Genomic DNA, 20,689 nt, shown 5'->3' with positions numbered 1-20,689 from the left:
ATACAGCTCGATCTATCGCAAACGCTTCTAGCCCCGTCTTGAAAAGGCCGCAATCAGTGTCATCTCAGAAACGGTTTCCTGAAAGCGAAACATTTTATGCGTCCTGCGTGGCACACGACGGAGATGCGATCCTTCTGTGCGGTCCATCAGGCTCCGGAAAATCGATGCTCGCCCTGCAACTGATGGAACGCGGTTTCTCGCTTGTGTCTGATGATCGTGTTCTGTTGGATGGACCGCTGGTTAGCCCCCCATCTGCGTTGGAAGGACTGCTTGAGGTGCGCGGAGTGGGGATTCTCAGGACACCTTTTGTCACAAATGCGAGAGTGATTCTCAAAGTGCTGCTCGGGATGCAGGGAGACCGCCTGCCGACCCCGGAAAAAGACCCACAAACCGGAGCTGTTGTTCTGCACATAAACGGCTGTCTGCCGGGGGATTCATCCCGCGTGATGGCCGCGTTTCAGGCCTGTCGGGGAACGTATGACTGGGTAACGGGGGCAGGGGGCGACACTGCGGGAATCTGAAGCTGCGAAATAGTTCCTTCTCTTTTGAAAAAGGGCTAGAGTAGGGCACATGACACCGGCGAATATTCCCGAGTCCGAACCTTCGGCAGGATATGGTCCTGGTTCCAGACAGATCCTGATTGTCACAGGGCTTTCCGGTGCCGGAAAATCATCCATTTTACGTGTGCTGGAAGATCTGGGCCACGAAGTTGTGGACAATCCGCCATTGCATCTGCTCGAGGCTTTGGCTTCTCGAAGTGGTGAACGTCTGGCCATTGGCATTGACGTTCGAAGCCGCGGTTTCGAAGCCTCTGGTGTTCTCGATGAAATCGATAAGCTGAAAGCCTTGCCGGGAAGTCAGGTCCAGCTCCTTTACGCAACAGCAGAGCCGGAAATCCTGCTGCGCCGTTTTACAGCCACCCGTCGTCGTCATCCGCTGGTCAGTAGCGGAACGGTTCTTCCGGGTATCGAACAGGAAACGCGTCTGCTGGCACCTCTGCGTGCACATGCGGATTTTGTGATCGATACCTCTGATCTGCCTGCTCCGGAATTGCGTCAGCTCATCGAAACACGCTTTGGAAATGACGCAAAAGATGGCCTGACCGTGGCTCTCATGTCTTTTGCATATCCATCTGGTTTGCCGCGCGAAGCCGATATGGTGTTCGACGCCCGCTTTCTACGTAACCCTCACTATGACGCCACGCTTCAGCCCATGACGGGGCTGGATCAGGCTGTCGTGCAGCACGTTAAAGCCGATCCCGCCTACGGTGCTTTCTTCAGTCATGTGCACGGCCTGCTCGATCTGGTGCTCCCGCGCTTCGTTGAGGAGGGCAAGAAATATGCCACTATTGCTGTCGGATGCAGCGGTGGTCGCCATCGTTCAGTAACCATCATTGAAGAGCTGGCCCGTCTTTTGCCCAGAACTGCTCCTGTTGGCCCGATGATGGTCCTGCACAGAGAGCTCGCCCGAAAAGGACTGTCCTCATGGCGCTGGGCTGTTCCCCCTCATGATGCGTCGGTCCAGGACAAGTCTGCATGATTGGTCTGATGCTGGTGACGCACGGCAGGCTGGGTGAAGTTCTGCTTGAAACGATGGTGCACGTGGTCGGGCCTCAGGCTCAGATCGGCATTGTCGGTGTCGGCGATGACGATGATCCGGCACTTCTGCGGCCAGAGGCGGACAAGCTCCTGCATCAGCTTGATACAGGTGAGGGTGTTCTTGTCCTGACGGATATTTTTGGGAGTTCACCGTCCAATCTGGCCCTGTCCCTTCGGGAACCGGGGCATGTTGAAGTTGTGTCTGGTGTGAATGTTCCCATGTTGGTCAAGCTGGCCAAGACCCGTGTTGGGCTGGATCTTGAAGGCTGTATCGAAAAAGCAACCATGGCTGGGCGTAAGTATATCGCGGTGGCTTCCCAGCTCCCTGACCCCTGTCTGCATGGGGGGCCGCGCCCCTGTGTCATGCCGGTCCCATAAAATGAGCGAAACAACTCTCTCGCCCCGCACTCTGACCATCGTCAATCGGCTGGGGCTTCATGCCCGTGCCGCCGCTAAGCTCGTAACCACGGCCGAGCGATTTGACGCGGAAACCACAGTGGAACGCGGCGGCAACGTCGTCTCGGCTCTGTCCATCATGGGGCTCATGATGCTGGGGGCTGGGGAAGGCGAGACTGTTACCCTCAGGTCACACGGCCGACAGGCTGCTGAAGCACTGGATGCTGTCGAAGCGCTGATTTCTGACGGATTTGGTGAGCGTGACTGAAACGCCACTTCGGGCACCACGTCCAAGAGGAAGCCGTTCCCGCAAGGCGTCCAACACATCCCTGACCCTTCAGGGTAAAGCCATTACCCAGGCGATTGGTCTTGGCCCGGCAGGGCGTGTGGAAGAACTTCCCCTTCCGGAAATTGTCGAGCGATACAGCCAGATTGGTTCTGAGGCAGAGCTGGCAAGGCTTCAGAGCGCCATCACCCGCGCCCTGCGACAGATCGAGAAAATGCGCGACAGGCTTGTCGGGCTTCCTGAAGAAGGGCGCGAAGAGATCGCGACGCTTCTGACGGTTTATGAGCGCATGCTTGGCCCCTCGCGCCTGACGCGGCAAGTCAGGATGCGGATTGAGGAAGAGGGGCTCTGCGCTGAGGCTGCGGTCGCAGATGTGAGTGAAGCGTTGGCGCTTCAGGTTCTGAGAACTGCCGAAGCCATGGCTGGGGAGAATGGCGGGCAGGAGCAGGACGCCAATCTAAGGCTGGCAGGCGAGTTTGAGGAAATTGGGCGCAGGTTGATCCGCAACCTGACGGGCGTCTCTTACCGTGCATTCTCCAGCCTTCCTCCGGGGTCAGTGCTGGTGGCGGAACAGCTTCGTCCGGCGGATGTGGCGATGATTGATCCCGCCCGGATTGCCGCCGTCGTAACAGAAGGCGGTGGTGGCGCTGATCATACGGCCATCTTGCTGCGTGCGCTCGATATTCCAGCCATTCTGGCCGTACCAAACCTTATGGCGCAGGTCACGGAAGGCGATATGCTTGTCGTTGACGGGCATCTTGGCACCATCACTCTGTCTCCCAATGAAACAGAGTTGCGTCTGGCACGGGAAGCTGCCCAGAAAGAGGCCAAGGAAAAGCGCACTTTCGGTCGCCTGAAAAAGCTTCCTGCCCAGCTTCAGGGTGGCGAACCCATCGAGCTTCTGGCCAATCTGGAGCTCCCGGCCGAATTGCCCATGCTGTTGCGCAATGGTGCCAAGGGAATTGGCCTTCTGCGTAGTGAATTCCTGTTCGGCGAGCGGGACGATCTGCCGGATGAAGACGGGCAGACAGCAACGTATCGCTCCATCATTGAAGGCATGGACGGCCGACCGGTCACAATCCGTGTTCTGGACTGGGGCGGTGAAAAAGGGCGGGCCTGCATGCGTCGCCTGGGTCTCGCGGAACAGGTGGCGGATGGAGACAACCCCGCGCTCGGTTTGCGGGGTATCCGCCTCCTTCTGCGCGTTCCGGATGTGCTGGAGACGCAGTTTGCCGCCATTCTGCGGGCAGCCTCGCCTGCAGACGGCAATACGGCCATTGGCCCGGTCCGCATTCTCCTTCCGATGGTAACATCGGCGGATGAGGTGATTGAGGCGCGGGAAATTTATGACAAGGTCGCTCGCCGCCTCAAGCGCCGTCAGATCGTTTTGCCGGACCCGCTGCCGCCCTTAGGCATCATGGTTGAAACGCCCGCAGCAGCTCTGACGGCCAATACCATGGCCCAGCATGCGGACTTTATGGCCCTCGGGACCAACGATCTGACGATGTACACGCTGGCTGTGGATCGGGCGGATTCCATGGTGGCGGACCGCTACAGCCCGCTGCACCCTGCCGTACTTCAGCTGATTGCCCTGACAGCAGAGTCCGCTTTGCGAGCTCATCGTCCTATCTCGGTATGTGGAGAAATGGCATCGGACCCGCGGGTGGTCGCGCTGCTGATTGGACTTGGCCTACGGTCGTTTTCCATGAATTCTGCCTCTCTTCCACGCGTGAAACGCCTGATCAGAACGCTGAAGATGGAAGACTGTGATCACCTCAGACGCCATGTGATGATGGAGACAGATCTGGCTTCCATTCAGTCGCTGATCCGTGATTTCGCACTCTGATTCTGGTCCGCTTCAAGGCTCTCTATCGAAAAACAGTCGGCATGATGCCATATAGGAGAGACCATGCCGGATTCGTCTTTTGAGACCTCCTCTGCGGAGGACCTGTCCTTTTCCCCATCCATCACCTCCCGTCTTGAGCGGGCTGGGGACTGGTGCCGTCACCGTGGCCAACGCCTGACGGAGACGCGACGTCAGGTTCTGGGGCTGATCCTGTCTTCCGATAAGCCGTCCGGTGCTTACGATTTGCTGGCGCGATTGCGACCAGCGCACCCCAATGCCGCTCCTCCGACCGTCTATCGTGCACTGGATTTCCTTCTGGAACAGGGGCTGATCCATCGGCTTGAAAGACTGAGTGCTTTCGTTGCCTGCTCCCATGCGACAGACTGCCACCATGGGTGCGATCATGGAGAATGGGGCGTTCATCGTGCTCAATTCCTGATCTGCAAATCCTGTGGGCGGGCGTGGGAGCTTGAACAGGAAACGATTGTGCCGGCCCTCATGCTGGCGGCCAAGGATGTTGGATTTCGGGCTGAGGCTGCGACTGTAGAAATTGAGGGTGTTTGCGCAGCCTGCCAGAAAACCGGCGCTCGAAGCGGGAACTGACCCATCATGGGCGTGAGACGTTCTCCACCGCCCGCCCTGCCGTTTGACACTCTTCCAGAGCGCTCATCACCTCCGCCCCAAGTTCGCCGCGCAAAAAAAACGCAGGCTATCTCTCAGCCGGATCTTTTGGACTGGCAGCCTCCAGTGACACATCTGACTGCTGAAGATGTAGGCGCCGTCATGCTTGATGCTGAGGCGTTCCATCCCCCGGCTGGTGAGACCTTTCTGTACGCCCTGATGGGCCGCGCAGAGGGACAAGCTATTCTCGACGGCGGATTACCCCTCGCAGACCGGTTGATTTTTCTTGAGGGATCTCTGGCCGCACTGGCTCTAGCCGATATCCCGCCCGAGCAGGACATCGGAATTCTGCGTGTGCGACGCCGGTTGATCCAGTCCTGGCTGGAGGTGGCTCACGAGGGTCACGGGCCGTGCTATGTGCTGGTCGCAAAAGATCCATCAGGTCGCTGACAACAAAGGTTAAAAGACATGACAGCACACACGGGCTCCGGATTGCTCGCGGAAGTCACGCGCGGAAAACAGGTTGAATCACGGCATCTGGGCCGGGCTGTGGTTGTGGATGCCGATGGCTCTGTCGTGTGGTCCTGCGGGGATGTGGATGCAGCTGTCTTTCCGCGTTCGACCGTCAAGTCCCTGCTGGCAATTGAACTCGTCGAAAGTGGAGCGGCTGATCGGCTGGGCCTTTCCGACGAAGCCCTTGCGCTCGCCTGTGCCTCTCATAATGGCGAAGAGGCGCACGCCAAGGCTGCTGCTTCCATGCTCGCCGCCGTGGGACGGGATGTCGCGGCCCTGGAATGTGGAACTCATTGGCCAACGTATGAGCCTGCGGCCCGTGCCCTGGCCGCCGCGCATCAGTCCGCATGCCCGCTTCACAACAACTGTTCCGGCAAGCACGCCGGTCTCATCTGTCTGGCTTGTGACCAGGGGGTTGATCCTGTGGGCTACATTGATCCCGCTCATGAGATCCAGCGCCGTGTGACAGATGTTCTGGCCTCCATGACCCAGACGCCTCATACAGATGCCAACCGCGGAACGGATGGCTGTTCGATGCCAACATATGCGGTGCCTCTAAAGGCTCTTGCCCATGGTTTTGCCCGGTTCGGGAGTGGTGTCGGCCTTTCTTCTGAAAGAGCCAAAGCGACAGAGCGGCTTCGGGAGGCTGTGGCAGCTCATCCGTTCATGGTGGCCGGAACCGGACGATACGACACAACGGTCATGAACAATTTCGAAACTCGTGCGTTCATCAAAATGGGCGCTGAAGGTGTCATGATCGCAGCATTGCCGGAACAGGGACTGGGTTTCGCCATCAAGACGGATGACGGTGCCAACAGGGCGGCAGAAGTGGCCATGTCGGCTCTGCTGCATCATTTCGGTGGTGAAACGATGTGCCGAACGGCAAAAGATCATGCGATTTTCGCTGACACCAAAACGCAGACACTGCGTAACTGGCAGGGCGTTACGGTGGGTGAAATCAGGGCTGCCCTCACGATCTAAGCGAGATCGTGCTATAAAGATGACAATTCAGGCATCCACCAGAACTGGTGGGTGTCATTTTTTTGCGAAGGATACCCGCCAAGCATGACGGATCAGGTCAGGACCGAAGAGACCACCCAGCCAGATAACAGTGGAACATCTGTTTTTGATCCAACACGGTTCAAGATCATCGCCATTGGAGTGATTGCCGCCCTCGCAGGGTTAATGTCCGGTCTGGATATCGGTGTTGTTGCGGGTGCTCTGGATCTGATCGGTCAGGAATTCCATGCGTCTACGCTGGCGCTGGAATGGGTCGTCAGCTCCATGATGGCAGGTGCCGCCGCTGGTGCTCTTGGTGCAGGCTGGCTTTCCCATCATCTTGGCCGCAAGCGATCCCTTATTCTTGGCGCAGCAGTGTTCGTGGTTGGAACGCTGGGCTGTGCGATGGGATGGTCCCTTCCATCCATCATTGTCTTCCGCGTCATCATGGGAATTGCGGTGGGTATTTCAGCCTTTACGGCGCCATTATACCTGTCGGAAATCGCCAGCGAAGAGTCTCGTGGCGCCATGGTCTCGACCTACCAGCTGATGGTGACGGTCGGTATTTTCGTCGCGTTCCTGTCAGACACCTATTTTTCCTACAGTGAAAACTGGCGCTGGATGTTTGGTGTCGCAGGTATTCCTGCGGTCCTGTTTCTGATTGGCGTTCTGTTTCTGCCATACAGCCCGCGCTGGCTGATTATGCAGGGACGTCACAAGGAAGCCCGTGAGATCCTCGTGGATCTGCGGAATGACCCGCTGGAGGCTGCCAAGGAAATTCGCGCCATTCGTGAGCAGCTTGAAACCAAGCAGGAAGGCTTCAAGCTTTTCCGTACGAACAGCAATTTCCGTCGTTCTGTCGCTCTGGGCATCATGTTGCAGGCGATGCAGCAGCTCGCGGGCATCAATATCGTGATGTATTACGCCCCGAATATCCTGGCGGCGGCTCATTTCGATGCGCATTCCCAGATGTGGTGCACGGCCATTATCGGCCTGGTCAACATGCTGGCAACGTTTGTGGCGGTTGGTCTTGTGGATCGCTGGGGCCGTAAGCCAATCCTGTATGCTGGCTTCACAGTCATGGCGATTGGAATGGGCGTGCTTGCCATGCTGCTTCAGGGCGGCATGACAACGCAGTCTTCCCAGATCGCAGCCGTGTTCCTGCTGATGATCTTCTGTGCCGGATTTGCGATGTCTGCTGGCCCGCTGATGTGGGTTCTCTGTGCGGAAATTCAGCCTCTTGGCGGTCGCGATTTCGGTATTGCGATGTCAACATTCACAAACTGGATGACCAATCTTCTGGTGGGTGTGAGCTTCCTGTCGCTTATGAAAGCCATTGGAACAGGCGGAACATTCTGGCTCTTCGCAGGCCTGAATGCACTGTTTTTGCTGCTGACAATCCTGTTCGTGCCAGAAACAAAGGGTATGTCTCTGGCCGTTATTGAGAAGCGACTAATGCAGGGCACAAAGCTGCGCAAGCTCGGCCGCTAATCTCCCAAAATATATTCTGCCCGATAGAAACGTTCGGCTTTTGGTCGGACGTTTCTGCTATAAAGGGGACCAGCTGAAGGAGGCTGTCATGACCAATTTTTCTCTCTCGTCCGAAGGTCCGGGTCGTGGAGGCGTTCTCCTTGTTTATGGGCTCTATATCGCCCGATTTTTCACGGGCATTTCCCTATTGGCGGGAGTAATTCTCGCTTACGTCCTGAAAGGCTCCAGCCACGGTGTGGTTCGAACGCATCTGAGCTGGCTCATTCGTTTATTCTGGTATGACGTTGCCTTCATCATCGGGTGTGCTGCTCTTTTCGGCGCCTGCTTCATCACTGAACCTCCTGGAAGTTCCGGGCCAGGACAGCTCCTCTTCCTGATTCCGATTGGTATTTTTGCTCTGTGGAACATCGCTCTGCTCCTGTCGCTGTTTTATGGCGTACGGTCCCTGACGCAGAACCAGGGGCCACTACCTGATCGCTTTCGGGCGCTTGGCGAATAAACTGGCGAATTACGCCATTCTCAGTCTGTCTTGCAGTGAGTGGCAAGGCAGGCTGATAGGAAAATCGGGAACTGGCACGGTTTCTGCATGAGCTCTTCTGTTGAGGATCATCCTCCAGAGGAGTTCATTCATGTACACCACGACGATGTCCGGTTATGGAGCCGCCCGACAGGATACGGGCCGTGACTACGTCCTGCTGATTTATGCGCTGTATCTCGCCGGCTTCTTTACGGGAATTACGGCATTCGTGGGCGTAACACTCGCCCATGTAGCGCGCCGCTCCGCAACTGGCCTGAAACGTGCCCAGCTGGACTGGCAGATCAGACTGTTCTGGTATGGGGTATTTGCGCTGACAGTTATTGGCCTGATTCACCTGATGGTCGCAGGGCTTGGCGCCATCACGGGTGGTCTTGGTCTGGTCTTCATGGTCGTGCCGTGGGGACTGACCCTGACATGGGGTATTCTCACCGCCTGGGCCGTCGTGCGTGGAATGTATGCAGCATGGATGAACCGCCCGGTTGCATCATCCAACTCCTTCTGATGCCAAAGAAAGCGAATACAATGCCTGTTTTCCGTGCCGTTTTCCCTGTGCTGCTTGCTGCAACCTGCCTGACTTCCAGCGCGCTCGCTGCTCCGCTCAGTCAGAGCACATCCAGCGAAGATCTATCCTACGCAACCCTGCCGGAAGGGGGGATCATTTCCACCATCAGTGGGGATGTAGAAGTCAAAACCTCTTCCGGGCCGCTGTCCATCCGAAGTGTCAGTGGTGATACGGACGTTTCATCATCCAATGGCCCTGTATCCGTCTCAACGGTCAGTGGTGATACCCAGATTGGTCAGATTCAGGGTGCGCTTCAGATCAAGTCCGTTAGCGGCGATATCACTGTTGCCGGGGCAGCTGGGGCCGCGATACTGATGACTGTGAGCGGTGACGCGCATCTTGAGAAAGCAGCCGGGGACGTCACGGCCAAAAGCTCCAGCGGCGATCAGGACATCACCCTGATTTCAGCACCCAATGCGCGCACTGCGCTTTTGGAATCTGCGTCCGGCGATATCACGCTTCACTTGCCGAAGGGTTTCGGTGGAACCTTCGACATCCAACTTCGTCAGGGACGTTCGCAGAAAGACTTTCCCCTTGAGCAGTCCCTAGGTCTGGCTGTGAATGTTGGTCCATGGGAGAAACCGAGCCTTGTCTCAAGTGAGTCCCGGAAGATTGCAGCAAGTGGAAAGGTCGGTGACGGGAAAGACCATGTCACGCTCCGGAATGTCTCCGGAACCATCCGTATCGTTCAGGACTGACCGTCCCATCCTAAATGACGCAGCGCCTCGGCCATGGCTGGGGCGGGTGGCGCAACAGCGTCGAGGGTTTCTTCAGCGAGCGGTACGTGAAGGCTACGAGCCAGAAGATGCAGGCCCCCTGCATTTTCTGAGCCGTAAACCCGGTCACCCACAATCGGCGTCCCGAGATGCGCACAATGGATGCGGGCCTGATGGGTACGTCCTGTCAGAAGTTCCAGCTCCAGCCAGCTCCGGCTGCCTGCCTGGCCCAGAACGCGCCACCGCGTGATGGCAGCATCGCCTTTCGGGTCCACAATCATACGCCAGCCTGAGGGCATCGAATGTCGGAGCAGGGGAGCGGAAATTTCGCCTTCCTGCTGAGCTGGGACGCCTTCAACAACGGTCCAGTACAGTTTGCGGACCTGGCGCGCCTGAAAAGCATTCTGAGCTTCGATCAGAGCCGTCTTGCGGCGTGCAATCAGCAGGCAGCCAGATGTATCCGCATCAAGGCGGTGGGCCAGCCAAGGCCCGCCGCGTGGATGGGTCACAAGGCGCGTCTCTACCGAATCCTGAGTGGATGGACCGGGATGAACAGCCAGCCCGGCGGGTTTGTTCAGGATCAGGAAGCGCGAGGTTTCCAGCAGAACAGGAAGATCCTGCCCCAGATAGAAAAGACCACGCGGGGCAGGGGAGGGGGGAGTTTCGCCGCGGCTTCTGCGTCTGTCAGTCCTCATGGGATGCCGGACGACGGGCTAGAATTTCACGTTTGCCCACATGGTTGGCTGGCCCGATGATGCCTTCCTTTTCCATCTGGTCAATCAGTTTCGCTGCGCGGTTATACCCGATCGAGAGATGGCGCTGGATAAAGCTGGTCGAGGCGCGACCTTCCGTCATGACAATGTCTACGGCCTGTTCGAACAGGCTACCTTCACCATCTCCACCGCTTCCGCCGCTGCTCATGCCGCCACTGGAGGAGCCACCTTCTTCATCTTCCCCGGAGACAACGTCATCGTTGTAGATCGGATCGCCCTTGGAGCGCAGATCTGCCACGACTTCTTCAACCTCATCATCCGCCACAAACGGGCCATGGACACGCGTAATGCGGCCGCCGCCCTGCATGAACAGCATGTCACCCTGGCCAAGAAGCTGCTCGGCACCCTGTTCCTGCAGAATGGTACGACTATCGAACTTGCTGATGACCTGGAAGGAAATACGGGTTGGGAAGTTGGCCTTGATGGTGCCGGTAATCACGTCAACGGACGGGCGCTGCGTTGCCATGATAACGTGAATACCAGCAGCACGCGCCTTCTGCGCAAGGCGCTGTACTGCCGTCTCGATTTCCTTGCCAGCGACCATCATCAGGTCAGCCATTTCGTCGATCACCACGACGATATACGGCAGGTTTTCCAGCGGAACCTGCTGTTCGTCAAAGACGGGCTTGCCTGTCTCAGGATCAAAGCCGGTCTGAACGCGGCGGGTGACCATCTCCCCGGATGCCCGAAGCTGGCTGACGCGTTCGTTGTAGCCGTTGATATTACGGACCTGAAGCTGCGCCATCAGACGATAGCGACGGTCCATCTCCTGCACGGTCCACTTGAGAGCACTGACAGCCTTTGCCGGTTCCGTCACCACAGGGGTCAGAAGATGCGGAATTCCGTCGTAAATCGACAGTTCCAAGATCTTTGGATCAATCATGATCAGACGGCACTCTTCCGGGCTAAGCCGATAGAGCAGTGACAGGATCATGGAGTTGATACCAACGGACTTACCCGATCCAGTCGTACCAGCGACCAGTAGATGCGGCATTTTTGCCAGATCCGTATAGACCGGAACGCCAGCAATATCCTTGCCCAGCGCAATCTGGAGGCGGCCCACGCCATTGGTCCATTCCGGCGTCATAAGCAGTTCGGAGAAGAACACCATCTCGCGCTTGGCGTTCGGAACCTCGATACCAATGACATTTCGGCCCGGCACCGTCGCGATGCGCACACTGAGAACGGAGAGGGACCGCGCCACGTCATCTGCCAGACCGATCACACGTGACGATCGGATACCCGGAGCAGGTTCAAGCTCATAAAGCGTGACAACCGGACCTGCGTGAATGTCGCCAATCGTGCCCTGAACGCCGTAATCCGCCAGAACACTTTCCAGCAGTCGTGCATTGGACTGAAGCGTTTCCTGCGAGGGACCTGTGGAGGCGTGTGCAGGCGGTGGGTTCAGCAGAGACAGCGGGGGAAGTTCCCAGCCTGTTGCTGCGGGGGTGCGCGGTGGCATCGGGCGTGCCGCAGGTTGTGGCTGAGCCGGGCGCTCAGGACGACGCATTCCGAAGAGGCTGCGGCGCTGTTCCGGCTCTGGTGCAGGCGGCTCGATGCTGCTCTGCGGCCCATCTTCATCCGCATCGTCTTCAACATGCGAACGCTGGATTGTTTGAACATTCCTCTGGCGGGCAATCTGCGCCAGTCGTTCAGCATAAGGGTTGGACGGCGCTTCTTCCTCTTCCGGCACCTGCGGATCCGGGGCCGCGGCGTTGGCAGCTTCTTTCCGCATGACTGCCGGATGCTCGTAAGGATCCTCCGCCGTTTCCATGGGAGGCTGCATCCAGCCCGTGTTCTGCGGCACGAAGGGAGACGGGCGCGTGCTTGGGTCGCTCTTGCCGAAGCTGCGACGCAGAAAAGACAGGGGCGCTGCATCTGGTGCAGGGCTGCTTCCCGTATTGCCGCGCTGGAATTCGTACTGACGCGGGTCGGGAGCAGGACGATCGGACGTCTGCGGGCCGTTCATGCGTCGGGCAAGAGCCACGGGCTGGCGGGCCAGCAATGCGGCGCCCTGTCCCATGGCGCGCCATTCGCGCCACTGAAGCCCCATGGCAAGTGGCAACAGAATGCCCATCAGGAGCAGAACAAGAAACACTGCCAATGCGCTGCCTGCTGAACCGGCTTCAGCGTGTGCGGCGTCAAGCAGACGATGAGCACAGGACACGCCCATTTCGCCGCCCAGACCGGCCGCGGTCGGCCAGGCTACTTCAAGCCCCGGAATAAGCAGCTGGAGCGTGCCAATGAACGTGGCGCCGGCTGGAAGAAGCAGAAGTGCAGCAATAATCCGGACGATGGGTGCGCTCATGCCGTGATGGCGGACCATACGCCAGGCCCAGGCCAGCAGCACGACAATCGGCAGACCACTTCCCAAGCCCAGCCACTGCACCAGACCGTCCGAAATAGTGGCGCCGGTCCGGCCCAGAAGGTTCGTAGGTTCTGTTCCCGTGGACGTATTGAACGACGGATCGTGCGGGTTGAAGCTCCACAGCGCGATGCCGATGGCAACAGCCGCAATCAGAAAGCCCAGTCCCAGAAGCTCCATGAGGCGGGCGTTCAGCGCACTCCGGAGCTTTGGTGTCATGTGACGGTCGTGTGCTTCACGAACGATGTTGCGCACTGTGCTGGTCGAACGGCTGAACACGGCCAAGTCTCGTCACCCCGTCGGTTTTCTGGATTACGGCTTTCAGATCAAGACTGAATTATACCTGACAGGCCACTGAATACAGTAGGAAAATTAAGGAACAGTGGATGAATGTCGCCAGATGGTCACCTTTGCCGCGCCGAATTTCCGGATCACGAGTGGCTCGGCAGGAAGTGTGGGGGAAAAGTGTTCGGAAGGTGGCACAAACGGGGCAAAATCTTCAGTCGCTCCCGTCTCTGCAACGATCAGTGCACCTTCAGCAATCCAGCCCCCTCGCGCCAGAGCGCGCAGACCCGATTCGACCAGTGTTTTCCCGTAAGGTGGATCCAGGAAAATCAGCGTATGCGACTCTGTTGCGCGGGGTGGATGTGTCACGCTGCAACTCAGCACGCGGGAGATGTCCCGAGCGCGGCAGATATCGAGATTGGCGCGCAGGGCGTTCAGGGCATTGCGGTCCCGCTCAATGAAAGATGCGCGCTGAGCACCGCGGGACAGGGCTTCCAGGCCCATCGCCCCTGTTCCGGCATAACCGTCCAGAACAATGGCCTCTTCAAGCTCATCATGCCCGTACCACGGGGCATGAGCCAGCATGTCAAAGATGGCCTGCCGCGTCCGATCAGATGTCGGGCGCGTTCCTTCTCCCCGTGGGGCCATAAGTGCACGGCCCTTGTTCTCTCCGCCAACAATCCGCATGAATCAGCGGGTCCGCTTACGGGTCGGAGCAGGTAGATCGGGGATCTGCTCGCGCAGCGTCTTCCCGTTGACTTCCTCAAGCTCACGCGCCTTCAGGGAGCCGAGTTGAAACGGACCATACGACAGACGGATCAGACGGCTCACATGAAGGTTCAGTCCGCGCATGACCTGACGAATTTCCCGGTTCTTGCCTTCACGCAAAGAGACGGTCAGCCAGGAGTTGTCACCCTTGACGGAATCCAGTTCGGCTTCGATCGAGCCGTAACGGATGCCTTCAAATTCAAAACCATCGACCAGAGAGGCCAGACGTCTCTCGTCCACCATGCCGAAAACGCGCACACGGTAACGGCGGACCCAGGCATTGCCGGGCAGTTCCAGACGACGTGCCAGTTCGCCATCGTTTGTCAGCAGCAGCAGACCCTCGGAATTGATATCCAGTCGGCCGACGCTGATAACACGCGGCATTCCCTCAGGCAGGGAGTCAAAAACTGTCCGGCGTTCCTGCGGGTCACGATGCGTGGTCAGAAGGCCGTCAGGCTTGTGATAACGCCACAGACGGGTACGCTCGGGATTATCCACGGGCTTACCGTCAACCAGCACGATATCACCCGGCTGAACGAATGTTGCGGGATGCGTGACGGGTTGGCCGTCCATCTTGATCCGGCTGTCTTCGATCATGCGTTCCACGTCACGACGGCTGGCAACGCCAGCGCGCGCAAGGAACTTCGCGATGCGTTCGCCTCTTGGGCCGTCGGATGTTTCAGGGGTCGGGTTAAGTTCTTCGGTCATCGTGCTGCTGCCTCCACCAGCGCCGCATACAGGCGACGGTCGCCGGGGTCGAGGGTGAATTCAGGATGCCACTGTACACCAATGGCGAATTTTGCGTCGTCCAGTTCGATTGCCTCGATCACACCGTCCGCCGCTACAGCCGAGATTTTTGCCCTTCCTGCCGTCCGCACAGCCTGATGGTGGGACGAATTGACGTGCATGATCTCGGTGTCAGCAATGCGGGCCAGGCGGGTGCCAGCTACAACGGAAACCGTATGTCCGGGTTCATGGCGCGGGTTGGGCTGCTCGTGTTCCAGTTCGGGTGGAAGATGCTGGATCAGCGTCCCGCCCGCATTCACGGCCATAAGTTGCATGCCGCCACAGATTCCCAGAACAGGAATGTTCCGCTTGAGTGCAGCACGCAGAAGGGCAAGCTCGGCAGATGTTCTGGCGGGACGGGGGGTGGTCAGAGGATGAGGCTCTTCCGCATACAACGCCGGATCAACGTCAAACGCACCGCCAGTGATAACGAGGGCGTCCAGGCGCTCTACCATCGCTTCCGCGTTCCCCACATATCCCAGGCAGACTGGTAAGCCGCCAGCGTCACTGAGGGCCGTGAGATAATTTTCTCGCAAGGCATGATAAGGATAGCGAGAAAATTGCCCCGGACCGCCAGGCTCATGATCGAGCGTAAGACCAATGAGCGGAGCTGTGTTCCGGGAAGGGGATGGACGGGCGGTGGTCATACGCCCCATCATCGCATCATGATTCAGGCCGATACAAGCCGGGCCATGCAGTTGGCTCTTGATGCCGCAGACGAAGCGGCCCGACAGGGTGAAGTTCCCGTGGGGGCGGTTGTGCTGGATGCGGCGGGAGATGTCGTGTCCGTGGCGCGCAACCGCGTAGAGGAACTGTATGACGCCTCTGCCCATGCTGAACTTCTGGCCATGCGTGCGGCGGCGGTGAAGCTTGGCTCGTCGCGCCTGACAGGATGTACGCTTGTTGTCACGCTGGAACCCTGCCCGATGTGCGCGGGCGCCATTGTGCATTTCAGGTGCGAGCGTGTCGTGTTCGGTGCTTATGATCCCAAAGGTGGCGGGGTCGAACATGGTCCGCGTGTGTTTGAACGGCCGACCTGCCTGCACAGGCCGGAAGTGATCGGCGGACTACGTGAACGGGAAGCTGCTCTTCAGCTCAGGACATTCTTCCAGCGGCTGCGGAAAGGGTGACAAACAAAGACTTACGGATGTTTCACCTCCCGGTCAGCTTGGTGAATGGGAACGCAGTGCATAGTGCGGACTTATAACGACCGAACCGTTCTTCTGTAACAATCGGGACTGACATGACCACACGCTTCCGCGCTTCCCTTGCTGCCCTCGCTGCCACGACCTTTCTGGTCGCCGCTCCCGCTGCCATGGCGGATAACGGAGCCATCAAGCCGCAGACCAATGTTCAGGCGCTGCCCAACTTCGTCACTCTTGTGAAGCAGGTGAAGCCTGCCGTTGTTTCCATCACGGCACACATCAAGGCCGATGTTGCCGAGCAGGAAGAGAACGGCCCAGGCGGTGATGGCGGCGGAATGCAGGGCTCGCCTTTCCCGTTTCCTTTCCCGTTCCAGATGATGCCGCAGCAACAGCAGCAGAACCGCACGGTGGAAGCTCGCGGATCAGGCTTCATCATCTCGGCTGATGGTTATGTGGTAACCAACAACCACGTTGTGAATGGCGCCACGAAGGTGACGGTCACGCTGGATGACGGGACCACATTGCAGGCCAAGATCATTGGCCGTGATCCGAAGACGGACGTGGCTCTTCTGCGTGTGAAGCCAACCGGAAAACTGCCGTTCATCGACCTCGGTGATTCTGATGATGTCCAGCCGGGCGAATGGGTCGTTGCCGTCGGCAATCCTTACGGTCTTGGCGGAACCGTGACGGCAGGTATCGTCTCGGCTCTGGGCCGTGATCTGCATTCCGGCGCGTATAACGACTTCATCCAGGTTGATGCGCCGATCAACCACGGCAACTCCGGTGGCCCGCTGTTCACGCAGGATGGCAAGGTCGTGGGCATCAACTCCATGATCATTTCGCCGAACGGTGGTGGCTCAATCGGTATCGGCTTTGCCATTCCGTCCAACACGGTGCGATCTGTCGTCGATCAGCTTGAAAAGACGGGTCATGTGACGCGTGGCTATTTCGGCATCGAGGGGCAGGATATTTCTCCGACGATGGCTCAGGCGCTCAACCTGAAGTCCCCGGAGCCCGGTGCTCCGCCGCATGGTACGCTGGTGGCGTCCGTCTCCAAGGGTAGCCCGGCTGAAAAGGCTGGTATCAAGAGCGGTGACGTCATCCTGACGCTGAATGGCCATCCGGTGAAGAATGGCCATGATCTGGCTGTGAAGGTTGTCTCCATTGCGCCTGGGACAGACGCTACGGTGAACCTGCTGCGTGACGGCAAGCCGATGGATGTGAAGTTCACGGTGGGCAACCTCGCCAATCAGGATCATGGCAGTGGTGGTGCAGATAGCAGCCAGTCCGCCGGTGCTGGCAAGCTTGGTGTGTCTTTGGCATCCCTGACGCCGCGCGCGCGACAGGAGCTGGGCTTGGATGACAGCGTGCAGGGTGCCGTCGTTGCTGACGTTGTTCAGGGTTCCCCGGCTGATCAGTCTGGCATTCGTCCGGGCGACATTATTGTGGCCGTGGGAAATCACGTCACGCCGTCTCCGAAGGCTGTGGTAGCGCAGGTGCGTGACGCTTTGTCCCGCAAGCAGCCCCCTCTGCTACGCATCCTGCGTGACGGGCAGCAGCTCTTTGTTGCTGTCTCGCCTGATGGTTCGGATGATGGCAGCTCAGGCGACGATCTCCAGTAATTCTCGTATCGGGTTTTACGAAACAGAGCGGGGGGACAGATGTCTCCCCGCTTTTTTTATGTTCGCCACAAGGGAAGGCGTCAGAGTTCTGTAACTGGACAGAAGGCCCGAGATAAGTTTTTCTGAGCCGCAATTGGCGTTCGTGCGTTACGGTCGCTTAAAACGCGGATCTGTTAAGGATTTTGGATTAATGGCCAATATCAGCCCCCTCGCCGGAAAAACGCTCGATCAGTCGCAGTTGACGGATATATCGGCCCTGGTTGCCGCTTATTATGATCGCAAGCCAGACGTCTCCATCCCAACCCAGCGTGTTTCGTTCGGTACTTCCGGACACCGTGGTTCGTCTTTACATACCAGCTTCAATGAAGGCCATATCCTCGCTATCTGTGAAGCAATCTGTCGGTATCGTAAGGCGGAGGGGATTGATGGCCCGCTTTTCATTGGCATTGACTCGCACGCCCTGTCGGCCCCGGCACAGCGCTCGGCCATTGAGGTTTTCGCGGCCCACGGCATTGACGTCCGCATTGACCAGAACGATGGCTACACGCCGACGCCTGTCATTTCCCACGCCATTCTGACCTACAACAAGGGCCGCACAGCGGGGCTGGCCGATGGTGTTGTCGTCACGCCGTCCCATAACCCGCCGACGGATGGTGGTTTCAAGTACAATCCGACGAATGGTGGTCCGGCAGATACGGCCGTGACGAAAGCCATTCAGGACATGGCGAATGACCTGCTGGCGAATGGCCTGAAGGACGTAAAGCGCCTGCCTTACGACGAAGCCAAGAACGCACCGTCCATCAAGCGCTATGATTACGTCACGCCGTATGTGGCCGATCTGGAAAACGTCATCGACATGGCGGCCATCCGTGATGCGGGCGTGAAGATTGGTATTGATCCGCTGGGTGGCGCTGCTGTTGGTTACTGGAAGCCGATTGTTGAGAAGTATGGCCTGAACGCTACGATCGTCAGCGATGTTGTGGACCCGCAGTTTGCGTTCATGACGGCAGACTGGGACGGGCAGATCCGTATGGACTGTTCTTCGCCCTATGCCATGGCGCGTCTCATCAAGATGGGCCAGGATTTTGACGTTGCGTTCGCCAATGACACGGATGCAGACCGTCATGGCATCGTGGCCATGCCGGATGGCTTGATGAACCCGAACCACTATCTGGCTGTGGCGGTTTCGTACCTGTTCCAGAACCGTCCGGACTGGAAGCCTGATCTGGGTGTCGGCAAGACGCTGGTGAGCAGTGGTCTGATTGATCGCGTTGTCGCGGATATGGGCCGCAAGCTGGTCGAAGTGCCGGTCGGTCTGAAATGGTTCGTGCCGGGCCTGATGGATGGCTCGCTAGGCTTCGGCGGTGAGGAAAGTGCCGGCGCAACTTTCCTGCGCCGGGATGGCTCTGTCTGGACGACCGACAAGGACGGTCTCATTCTCGGCCTTCTTGCTGCGGAAATCACAGCCAAGACGGGCAAGAATCCAAGCCAGCACTACCATGAGATCATCGCTCGCCTCGGAACGCCGTACTATGCGCGGATCGACGCAGCGGCAAACCCGGAGCAGAAGGCCAAGCTCAGCAAGCTGGCGCCTGAGCAGTTCCCGCTTGAAGAACTGGCTGGTGACAAGATCATTGCCAAGCTCACGAAGGCACCGGGCAATGGCGCGGCGATCGGCGGCCTAAAGGTTGTGACGGAAAACGGCTGGTTCGCAGCCCGTCCATCCGGCACGGAAGATGTCTATAAGATCTATGCCGAGAGCTTCAAAAGCCCAGAGCACCTGAAGGCCATTCAGGAGGAGGCGCAGGCTGCGATTTCCAAAGTCTTTGCGTCTTGAAGGTGTCGCCTTCAAAAGCGCAGTAACAACATTGGGCCACCATCTTTAACGAGATGATGGCTTTTTTTAGAATGTTATTCCTGCTCGGTAAGTTATGGGCAGTACGAGCCTTTATTTTCCCGAGAGGCTTCGGTGCAACCGCGCAATGGCACCCGGCAGGCCCCGGATTTTCAGAATACGACCTGTCTCGTCGTGATCTTCGGACAGGACGCGGGCGCTCTCGTAAATCTCGCCGATCAGTCCCTGTTTCGAGTAGGGCAGTACCAGAACATCATCGACCATTTTCGTCTCGAAGAAGGCGATCAGGCTCTCTCGTAGAGCACTCACATCGTCCGGCCGATGTGCAGACAATGGAATGGCGTCTGGATGCCTTTCAAGCAGTTCAGCGCGCCGGGCGTCATCCACCTTATCCATTTTGTTCAGAACAAGCCGGGACGGCACAACATCCGCTCCGATTTCATGCAGAACACTGCGGCTAACCTCAAGCTGCGCTTCGTAAGTCGGGTCCGAGGCATCTACGACAAACAGCAGTAGTGACGCTTCCAGTGCTTCAGACAGCGTAGAGCGGAACGAGGCGACCAGATCATGGGGGAGCTGTTTGATGAAGCCCACCGTGTCGGACACAAGAATACGCGGACGTGTCTCGGGCTGAAGCGTCCGAACTGTCGTATCGAGCGTAGCGAAGAGCTTGTCCTGCACCAGAACTTCGCTACCGGTTAGCGCGCGCATCAGGGAGGACTTGCCAGCATTGGTGTAACCCACCAGAGCGACGCGGAGCTGATCCCGCCGTGCAGAACGCCGGTTATCGCTATCGCGTTGCACGGCTTCCAGCTGGGTTTTCAGCTCGGCAAGGCGGTCCCGGATCTTGCGGCGATCAAGCGACAGATTGGTTTCGCCAGCCCCAGGCCCCTGCTGTCTGCCGCCACCATTCGAAGATTCCCGCAGGCGTGGTGCAACGTATTTCAGCCGCGCCATCTCCACCTGAAGCTTTGCTTCGCGGGTATTGGCGTGACGATGGAAAATTTCAACAATGACACCCGTACGATCCAGCACCTGCGCGCCGGTAGCGCGTTCGAGATTGCGGATCTGACTGGGTGTCAGTTCGTGGTCAACAATGACAAATTCTGGCTTGCGGGGGCCATCTGAGTCTTCTTCATCGGGCTCTGATGCTTCAACGGTGCCCTCAAAGCGTTTGCGGGCCTTTGTCATCGGGGTCTTGACCATCGGTGTGATGATCCCGCGGCCGCCGGTAATGTCTGCGAGCTCTTCCAGCTTGCCAGCGCCAAGGAGCGACGCAGCACCCGTACCTTCGCGCTTTTGCGAGACGGACCCGATGACGTCATAGCCAAGGGTTTTAACCAGTCTCCCAAGTTCTTCCAGGCTGGCTTCGTGTGCGACGTCATCGACGTCAGGGGTCTGGATGCCGACGAGAACGGCGAGCGGAATGGGGAGCTTTGTTTCCATTCGCCCTTACATAGCACGGATTATGACAACGCCATCGAAATGCATGGACGGCGTGATTCACTGTTTCGATGAAGCGGA

21 protein-coding genes are annotated in these 20,689 nt (G+C 58.2%); 15 read left to right on the top strand and 6 right to left on the bottom strand.

Annotated elements, in window-relative coordinates:
- Positions 1-56: 56 nt before the first annotated feature.
- The 12 genes from HK24_RS13780 (at position 57) to HK24_RS04660 (ending at position 9,548) form a co-directional block, all read left to right on the top strand.
- Complete coding sequence (locus tag HK24_RS13780; protein ID WP_255376433.1) at positions 57-521, top strand: HPr kinase/phosphorylase; 465 nt, start codon at positions 57-59, stop codon at positions 519-521.
- 49 nt (positions 522-570) lie between these two features.
- Positions 571-1,539, top strand: a complete 969-nt coding sequence (rapZ, locus tag HK24_RS04710; protein WP_086633510.1) for an RNase adapter RapZ — start codon at positions 571-573, stop codon at positions 1,537-1,539.
- Complete coding sequence (locus HK24_RS04705) at positions 1,536-1,976, top strand: PTS sugar transporter subunit IIA (protein WP_086633509.1); 441 nt, start codon at positions 1,536-1,538, stop codon at positions 1,974-1,976. The genes rapZ and HK24_RS04705 overlap by 4 nt, the downstream gene beginning before the upstream one ends.
- Before the next feature lies 1 nt (position 1,977).
- Positions 1,978-2,262, top strand: coding sequence for an HPr family phosphocarrier protein (locus tag HK24_RS04700; protein ID WP_086633508.1), 285 nt, complete (start codon positions 1,978-1,980; stop codon positions 2,260-2,262).
- Positions 2,249-4,126, top strand: coding sequence for a phosphoenolpyruvate--protein phosphotransferase (gene ptsP, locus HK24_RS04695; RefSeq protein WP_369826508.1), 1,878 nt, complete (start codon positions 2,249-2,251; stop codon positions 4,124-4,126). Before HK24_RS04700 ends, ptsP begins: the two co-directional genes overlap by 14 nt.
- Positions 4,127-4,189: 63 nt before the next feature.
- On the top strand, positions 4,190-4,729 hold the full coding sequence (locus HK24_RS04690) for a Fur family transcriptional regulator (RefSeq protein ID WP_046900634.1): 540 nt from the start codon (positions 4,190-4,192) through the stop codon (positions 4,727-4,729).
- A gap of 6 nt (positions 4,730-4,735) precedes the next feature.
- Positions 4,736-5,197: a hypothetical protein gene (locus HK24_RS04685; RefSeq protein WP_086633506.1), complete on the top strand. Its 462-nt coding sequence runs from the start codon at positions 4,736-4,738 to the stop codon at positions 5,195-5,197.
- An 18-nt stretch (positions 5,198-5,215) separates the two neighbouring features.
- Positions 5,216-6,241: an asparaginase gene (locus HK24_RS04680; RefSeq protein WP_086633505.1), complete on the top strand. Its 1,026-nt coding sequence runs from the start codon at positions 5,216-5,218 to the stop codon at positions 6,239-6,241.
- An 84-nt stretch (positions 6,242-6,325) separates the two neighbouring features.
- The gene (locus HK24_RS04675; RefSeq protein WP_233126109.1) at positions 6,326-7,750 is read left to right on the top strand and encodes a sugar porter family MFS transporter; all 1,425 of its coding nucleotides are present in this window, start codon (positions 6,326-6,328) and stop codon (positions 7,748-7,750) included.
- An 88-nt stretch (positions 7,751-7,838) separates the two neighbouring features.
- Positions 7,839-8,249 (top strand): hypothetical protein, encoded by a 411-nt coding sequence (locus HK24_RS04670; protein WP_086633503.1) that lies wholly within the window; start codon positions 7,839-7,841, stop codon positions 8,247-8,249.
- Between the two features lie 130 nt (positions 8,250-8,379).
- Complete coding sequence (locus HK24_RS04665) at positions 8,380-8,790, top strand: hypothetical protein (RefSeq protein ID WP_086633502.1); 411 nt, start codon at positions 8,380-8,382, stop codon at positions 8,788-8,790.
- Complete coding sequence (locus HK24_RS04660; RefSeq protein WP_233126108.1) at positions 8,751-9,548, top strand: DUF4097 family beta strand repeat-containing protein; 798 nt, start codon at positions 8,751-8,753, stop codon at positions 9,546-9,548. The genes HK24_RS04665 and HK24_RS04660 overlap by 40 nt, the downstream gene beginning before the upstream one ends.
- On the opposite strand, the gene HK24_RS04655 is transcribed toward HK24_RS04660, so the two are convergent.
- The 5 genes from HK24_RS04655 to HK24_RS04635 form a co-directional block, all read right to left on the bottom strand.
- Entirely contained in the window at positions 9,539-10,261 is a 723-nt protein-coding gene (locus HK24_RS04655; RefSeq protein ID WP_086633501.1) for an RluA family pseudouridine synthase, read from the bottom strand. The genes HK24_RS04660 and HK24_RS04655 overlap by 10 nt on opposite strands.
- Positions 10,251-12,959, bottom strand: coding sequence for a DNA translocase FtsK (locus HK24_RS04650; RefSeq protein WP_086633500.1), 2,709 nt, complete (start codon positions 12,957-12,959; stop codon positions 10,251-10,253). The genes HK24_RS04655 and HK24_RS04650 overlap by 11 nt, the downstream gene beginning before the upstream one ends.
- 117 nt (positions 12,960-13,076) lie before the next feature.
- Positions 13,077-13,676 (bottom strand): 16S rRNA (guanine(966)-N(2))-methyltransferase RsmD, encoded by a 600-nt coding sequence (rsmD, locus tag HK24_RS04645; protein ID WP_086633499.1) that lies wholly within the window; start codon positions 13,674-13,676, stop codon positions 13,077-13,079.
- A 3-nt stretch (positions 13,677-13,679) separates the two neighbouring features.
- Complete coding sequence (locus HK24_RS04640) at positions 13,680-14,465, bottom strand: pseudouridine synthase (protein ID WP_086633498.1); 786 nt, start codon at positions 14,463-14,465, stop codon at positions 13,680-13,682.
- Positions 14,462-15,202 carry a gamma-glutamyl-gamma-aminobutyrate hydrolase family protein gene (locus HK24_RS04635; RefSeq protein ID WP_086633497.1) on the bottom strand — a complete coding sequence of 247 codons (741 nt, stop codon included), beginning with the start codon at positions 15,200-15,202 and terminating at the stop codon, positions 14,462-14,464. Before HK24_RS04635 ends, HK24_RS04640 begins: the two co-directional genes overlap by 4 nt.
- Before the next feature lie 6 nt (positions 15,203-15,208).
- Between HK24_RS04635 and HK24_RS04630 the strand changes: the two genes are divergently transcribed.
- From HK24_RS04630 to pgm, 3 genes are all read left to right on the top strand, one after another.
- The gene (locus HK24_RS04630; protein WP_086633496.1) at positions 15,209-15,673 is read left to right on the top strand and encodes a nucleoside deaminase; all 465 of its coding nucleotides are present in this window, start codon (positions 15,209-15,211) and stop codon (positions 15,671-15,673) included.
- A 113-nt stretch (positions 15,674-15,786) separates the two neighbouring features.
- Positions 15,787-17,310, top strand: a complete 1,524-nt coding sequence (locus tag HK24_RS04625; RefSeq protein WP_086633495.1) for a Do family serine endopeptidase — start codon at positions 15,787-15,789, stop codon at positions 17,308-17,310.
- Between the two features lie 190 nt (positions 17,311-17,500).
- The gene (gene pgm, locus HK24_RS04620; protein ID WP_086633494.1) at positions 17,501-19,147 is read left to right on the top strand and encodes a phosphoglucomutase (alpha-D-glucose-1,6-bisphosphate-dependent); all 1,647 of its coding nucleotides are present in this window, start codon (positions 17,501-17,503) and stop codon (positions 19,145-19,147) included.
- Between the two features lie 111 nt (positions 19,148-19,258).
- Here the strand turns inward: pgm and hflX are convergent, their stop codons facing one another.
- Positions 19,259-20,611, bottom strand: coding sequence for a GTPase HflX (gene hflX, locus HK24_RS04615; protein WP_086633493.1), 1,353 nt, complete (start codon positions 20,609-20,611; stop codon positions 19,259-19,261).
- Positions 20,612-20,689: the final 78 nt, after the last annotated feature.

This window comes from Gluconobacter sp. DsW_058 (assembly GCF_002153615.1).
GTDB classification, from domain to species: Bacteria; Pseudomonadota; Alphaproteobacteria; order Acetobacterales; family Acetobacteraceae; genus Gluconobacter; species Gluconobacter cerinus.
This window is presented reverse-complemented; position numbering and strand designations above follow the sequence as displayed.

Bases quoted from the DNA above. Each gene is read 5' to 3' on its own strand.
- HK24_RS04665 (WP_086633502.1), top strand. From the start codon at position 8,380: ATGTACACCACGACGATGTCCGGTTATGGAGCCGCCCGACAGGATACG.
- rapZ (WP_086633510.1), top strand. From the start codon at position 571: ATGACACCGGCGAATATTCCCGAGTCCGAACCTTCGGCAGGATATGGT.
- HK24_RS04690 (WP_046900634.1), top strand. From the start codon at position 4,190: ATGCCGGATTCGTCTTTTGAGACCTCCTCTGCGGAGGACCTGTCCTTT.
- HK24_RS04630 (WP_086633496.1), top strand. From the start codon at position 15,209: ATGATTCAGGCCGATACAAGCCGGGCCATGCAGTTGGCTCTTGATGCC.
- HK24_RS04660 (WP_233126108.1), top strand. From the start codon at position 8,751: ATGGATGAACCGCCCGGTTGCATCATCCAACTCCTTCTGATGCCAAAG.
- HK24_RS04635 (WP_086633497.1), bottom strand. From the start codon at position 15,202: ATGATGGGGCGTATGACCACCGCCCGTCCATCCCCTTCCCGGAACACA.
- HK24_RS04700 (WP_086633508.1), top strand. From the start codon at position 1,978: ATGAGCGAAACAACTCTCTCGCCCCGCACTCTGACCATCGTCAATCGG.
- HK24_RS04705 (WP_086633509.1), top strand. From the start codon at position 1,536: ATGATTGGTCTGATGCTGGTGACGCACGGCAGGCTGGGTGAAGTTCTG.
- HK24_RS04670 (WP_086633503.1), top strand. From the start codon at position 7,839: ATGACCAATTTTTCTCTCTCGTCCGAAGGTCCGGGTCGTGGAGGCGTT.
- hflX (WP_086633493.1), bottom strand. From the start codon at position 20,611: ATGGAAACAAAGCTCCCCATTCCGCTCGCCGTTCTCGTCGGCATCCAG.
- HK24_RS04680 (WP_086633505.1), top strand. From the start codon at position 5,216: ATGACAGCACACACGGGCTCCGGATTGCTCGCGGAAGTCACGCGCGGA.
- HK24_RS04655 (WP_086633501.1), bottom strand. From the start codon at position 10,261: ATGAGGACTGACAGACGCAGAAGCCGCGGCGAAACTCCCCCCTCCCCT.
- HK24_RS04625 (WP_086633495.1), top strand. From the start codon at position 15,787: ATGACCACACGCTTCCGCGCTTCCCTTGCTGCCCTCGCTGCCACGACC.
- pgm (WP_086633494.1), top strand. From the start codon at position 17,501: ATGGCCAATATCAGCCCCCTCGCCGGAAAAACGCTCGATCAGTCGCAG.
- rsmD (WP_086633499.1), bottom strand. From the start codon at position 13,676: ATGCGGATTGTTGGCGGAGAGAACAAGGGCCGTGCACTTATGGCCCCA.
- HK24_RS04685 (WP_086633506.1), top strand. From the start codon at position 4,736: ATGGGCGTGAGACGTTCTCCACCGCCCGCCCTGCCGTTTGACACTCTT.
- HK24_RS04640 (WP_086633498.1), bottom strand. From the start codon at position 14,465: ATGACCGAAGAACTTAACCCGACCCCTGAAACATCCGACGGCCCAAGA.
- HK24_RS04675 (WP_233126109.1), top strand. From the start codon at position 6,326: ATGACGGATCAGGTCAGGACCGAAGAGACCACCCAGCCAGATAACAGT.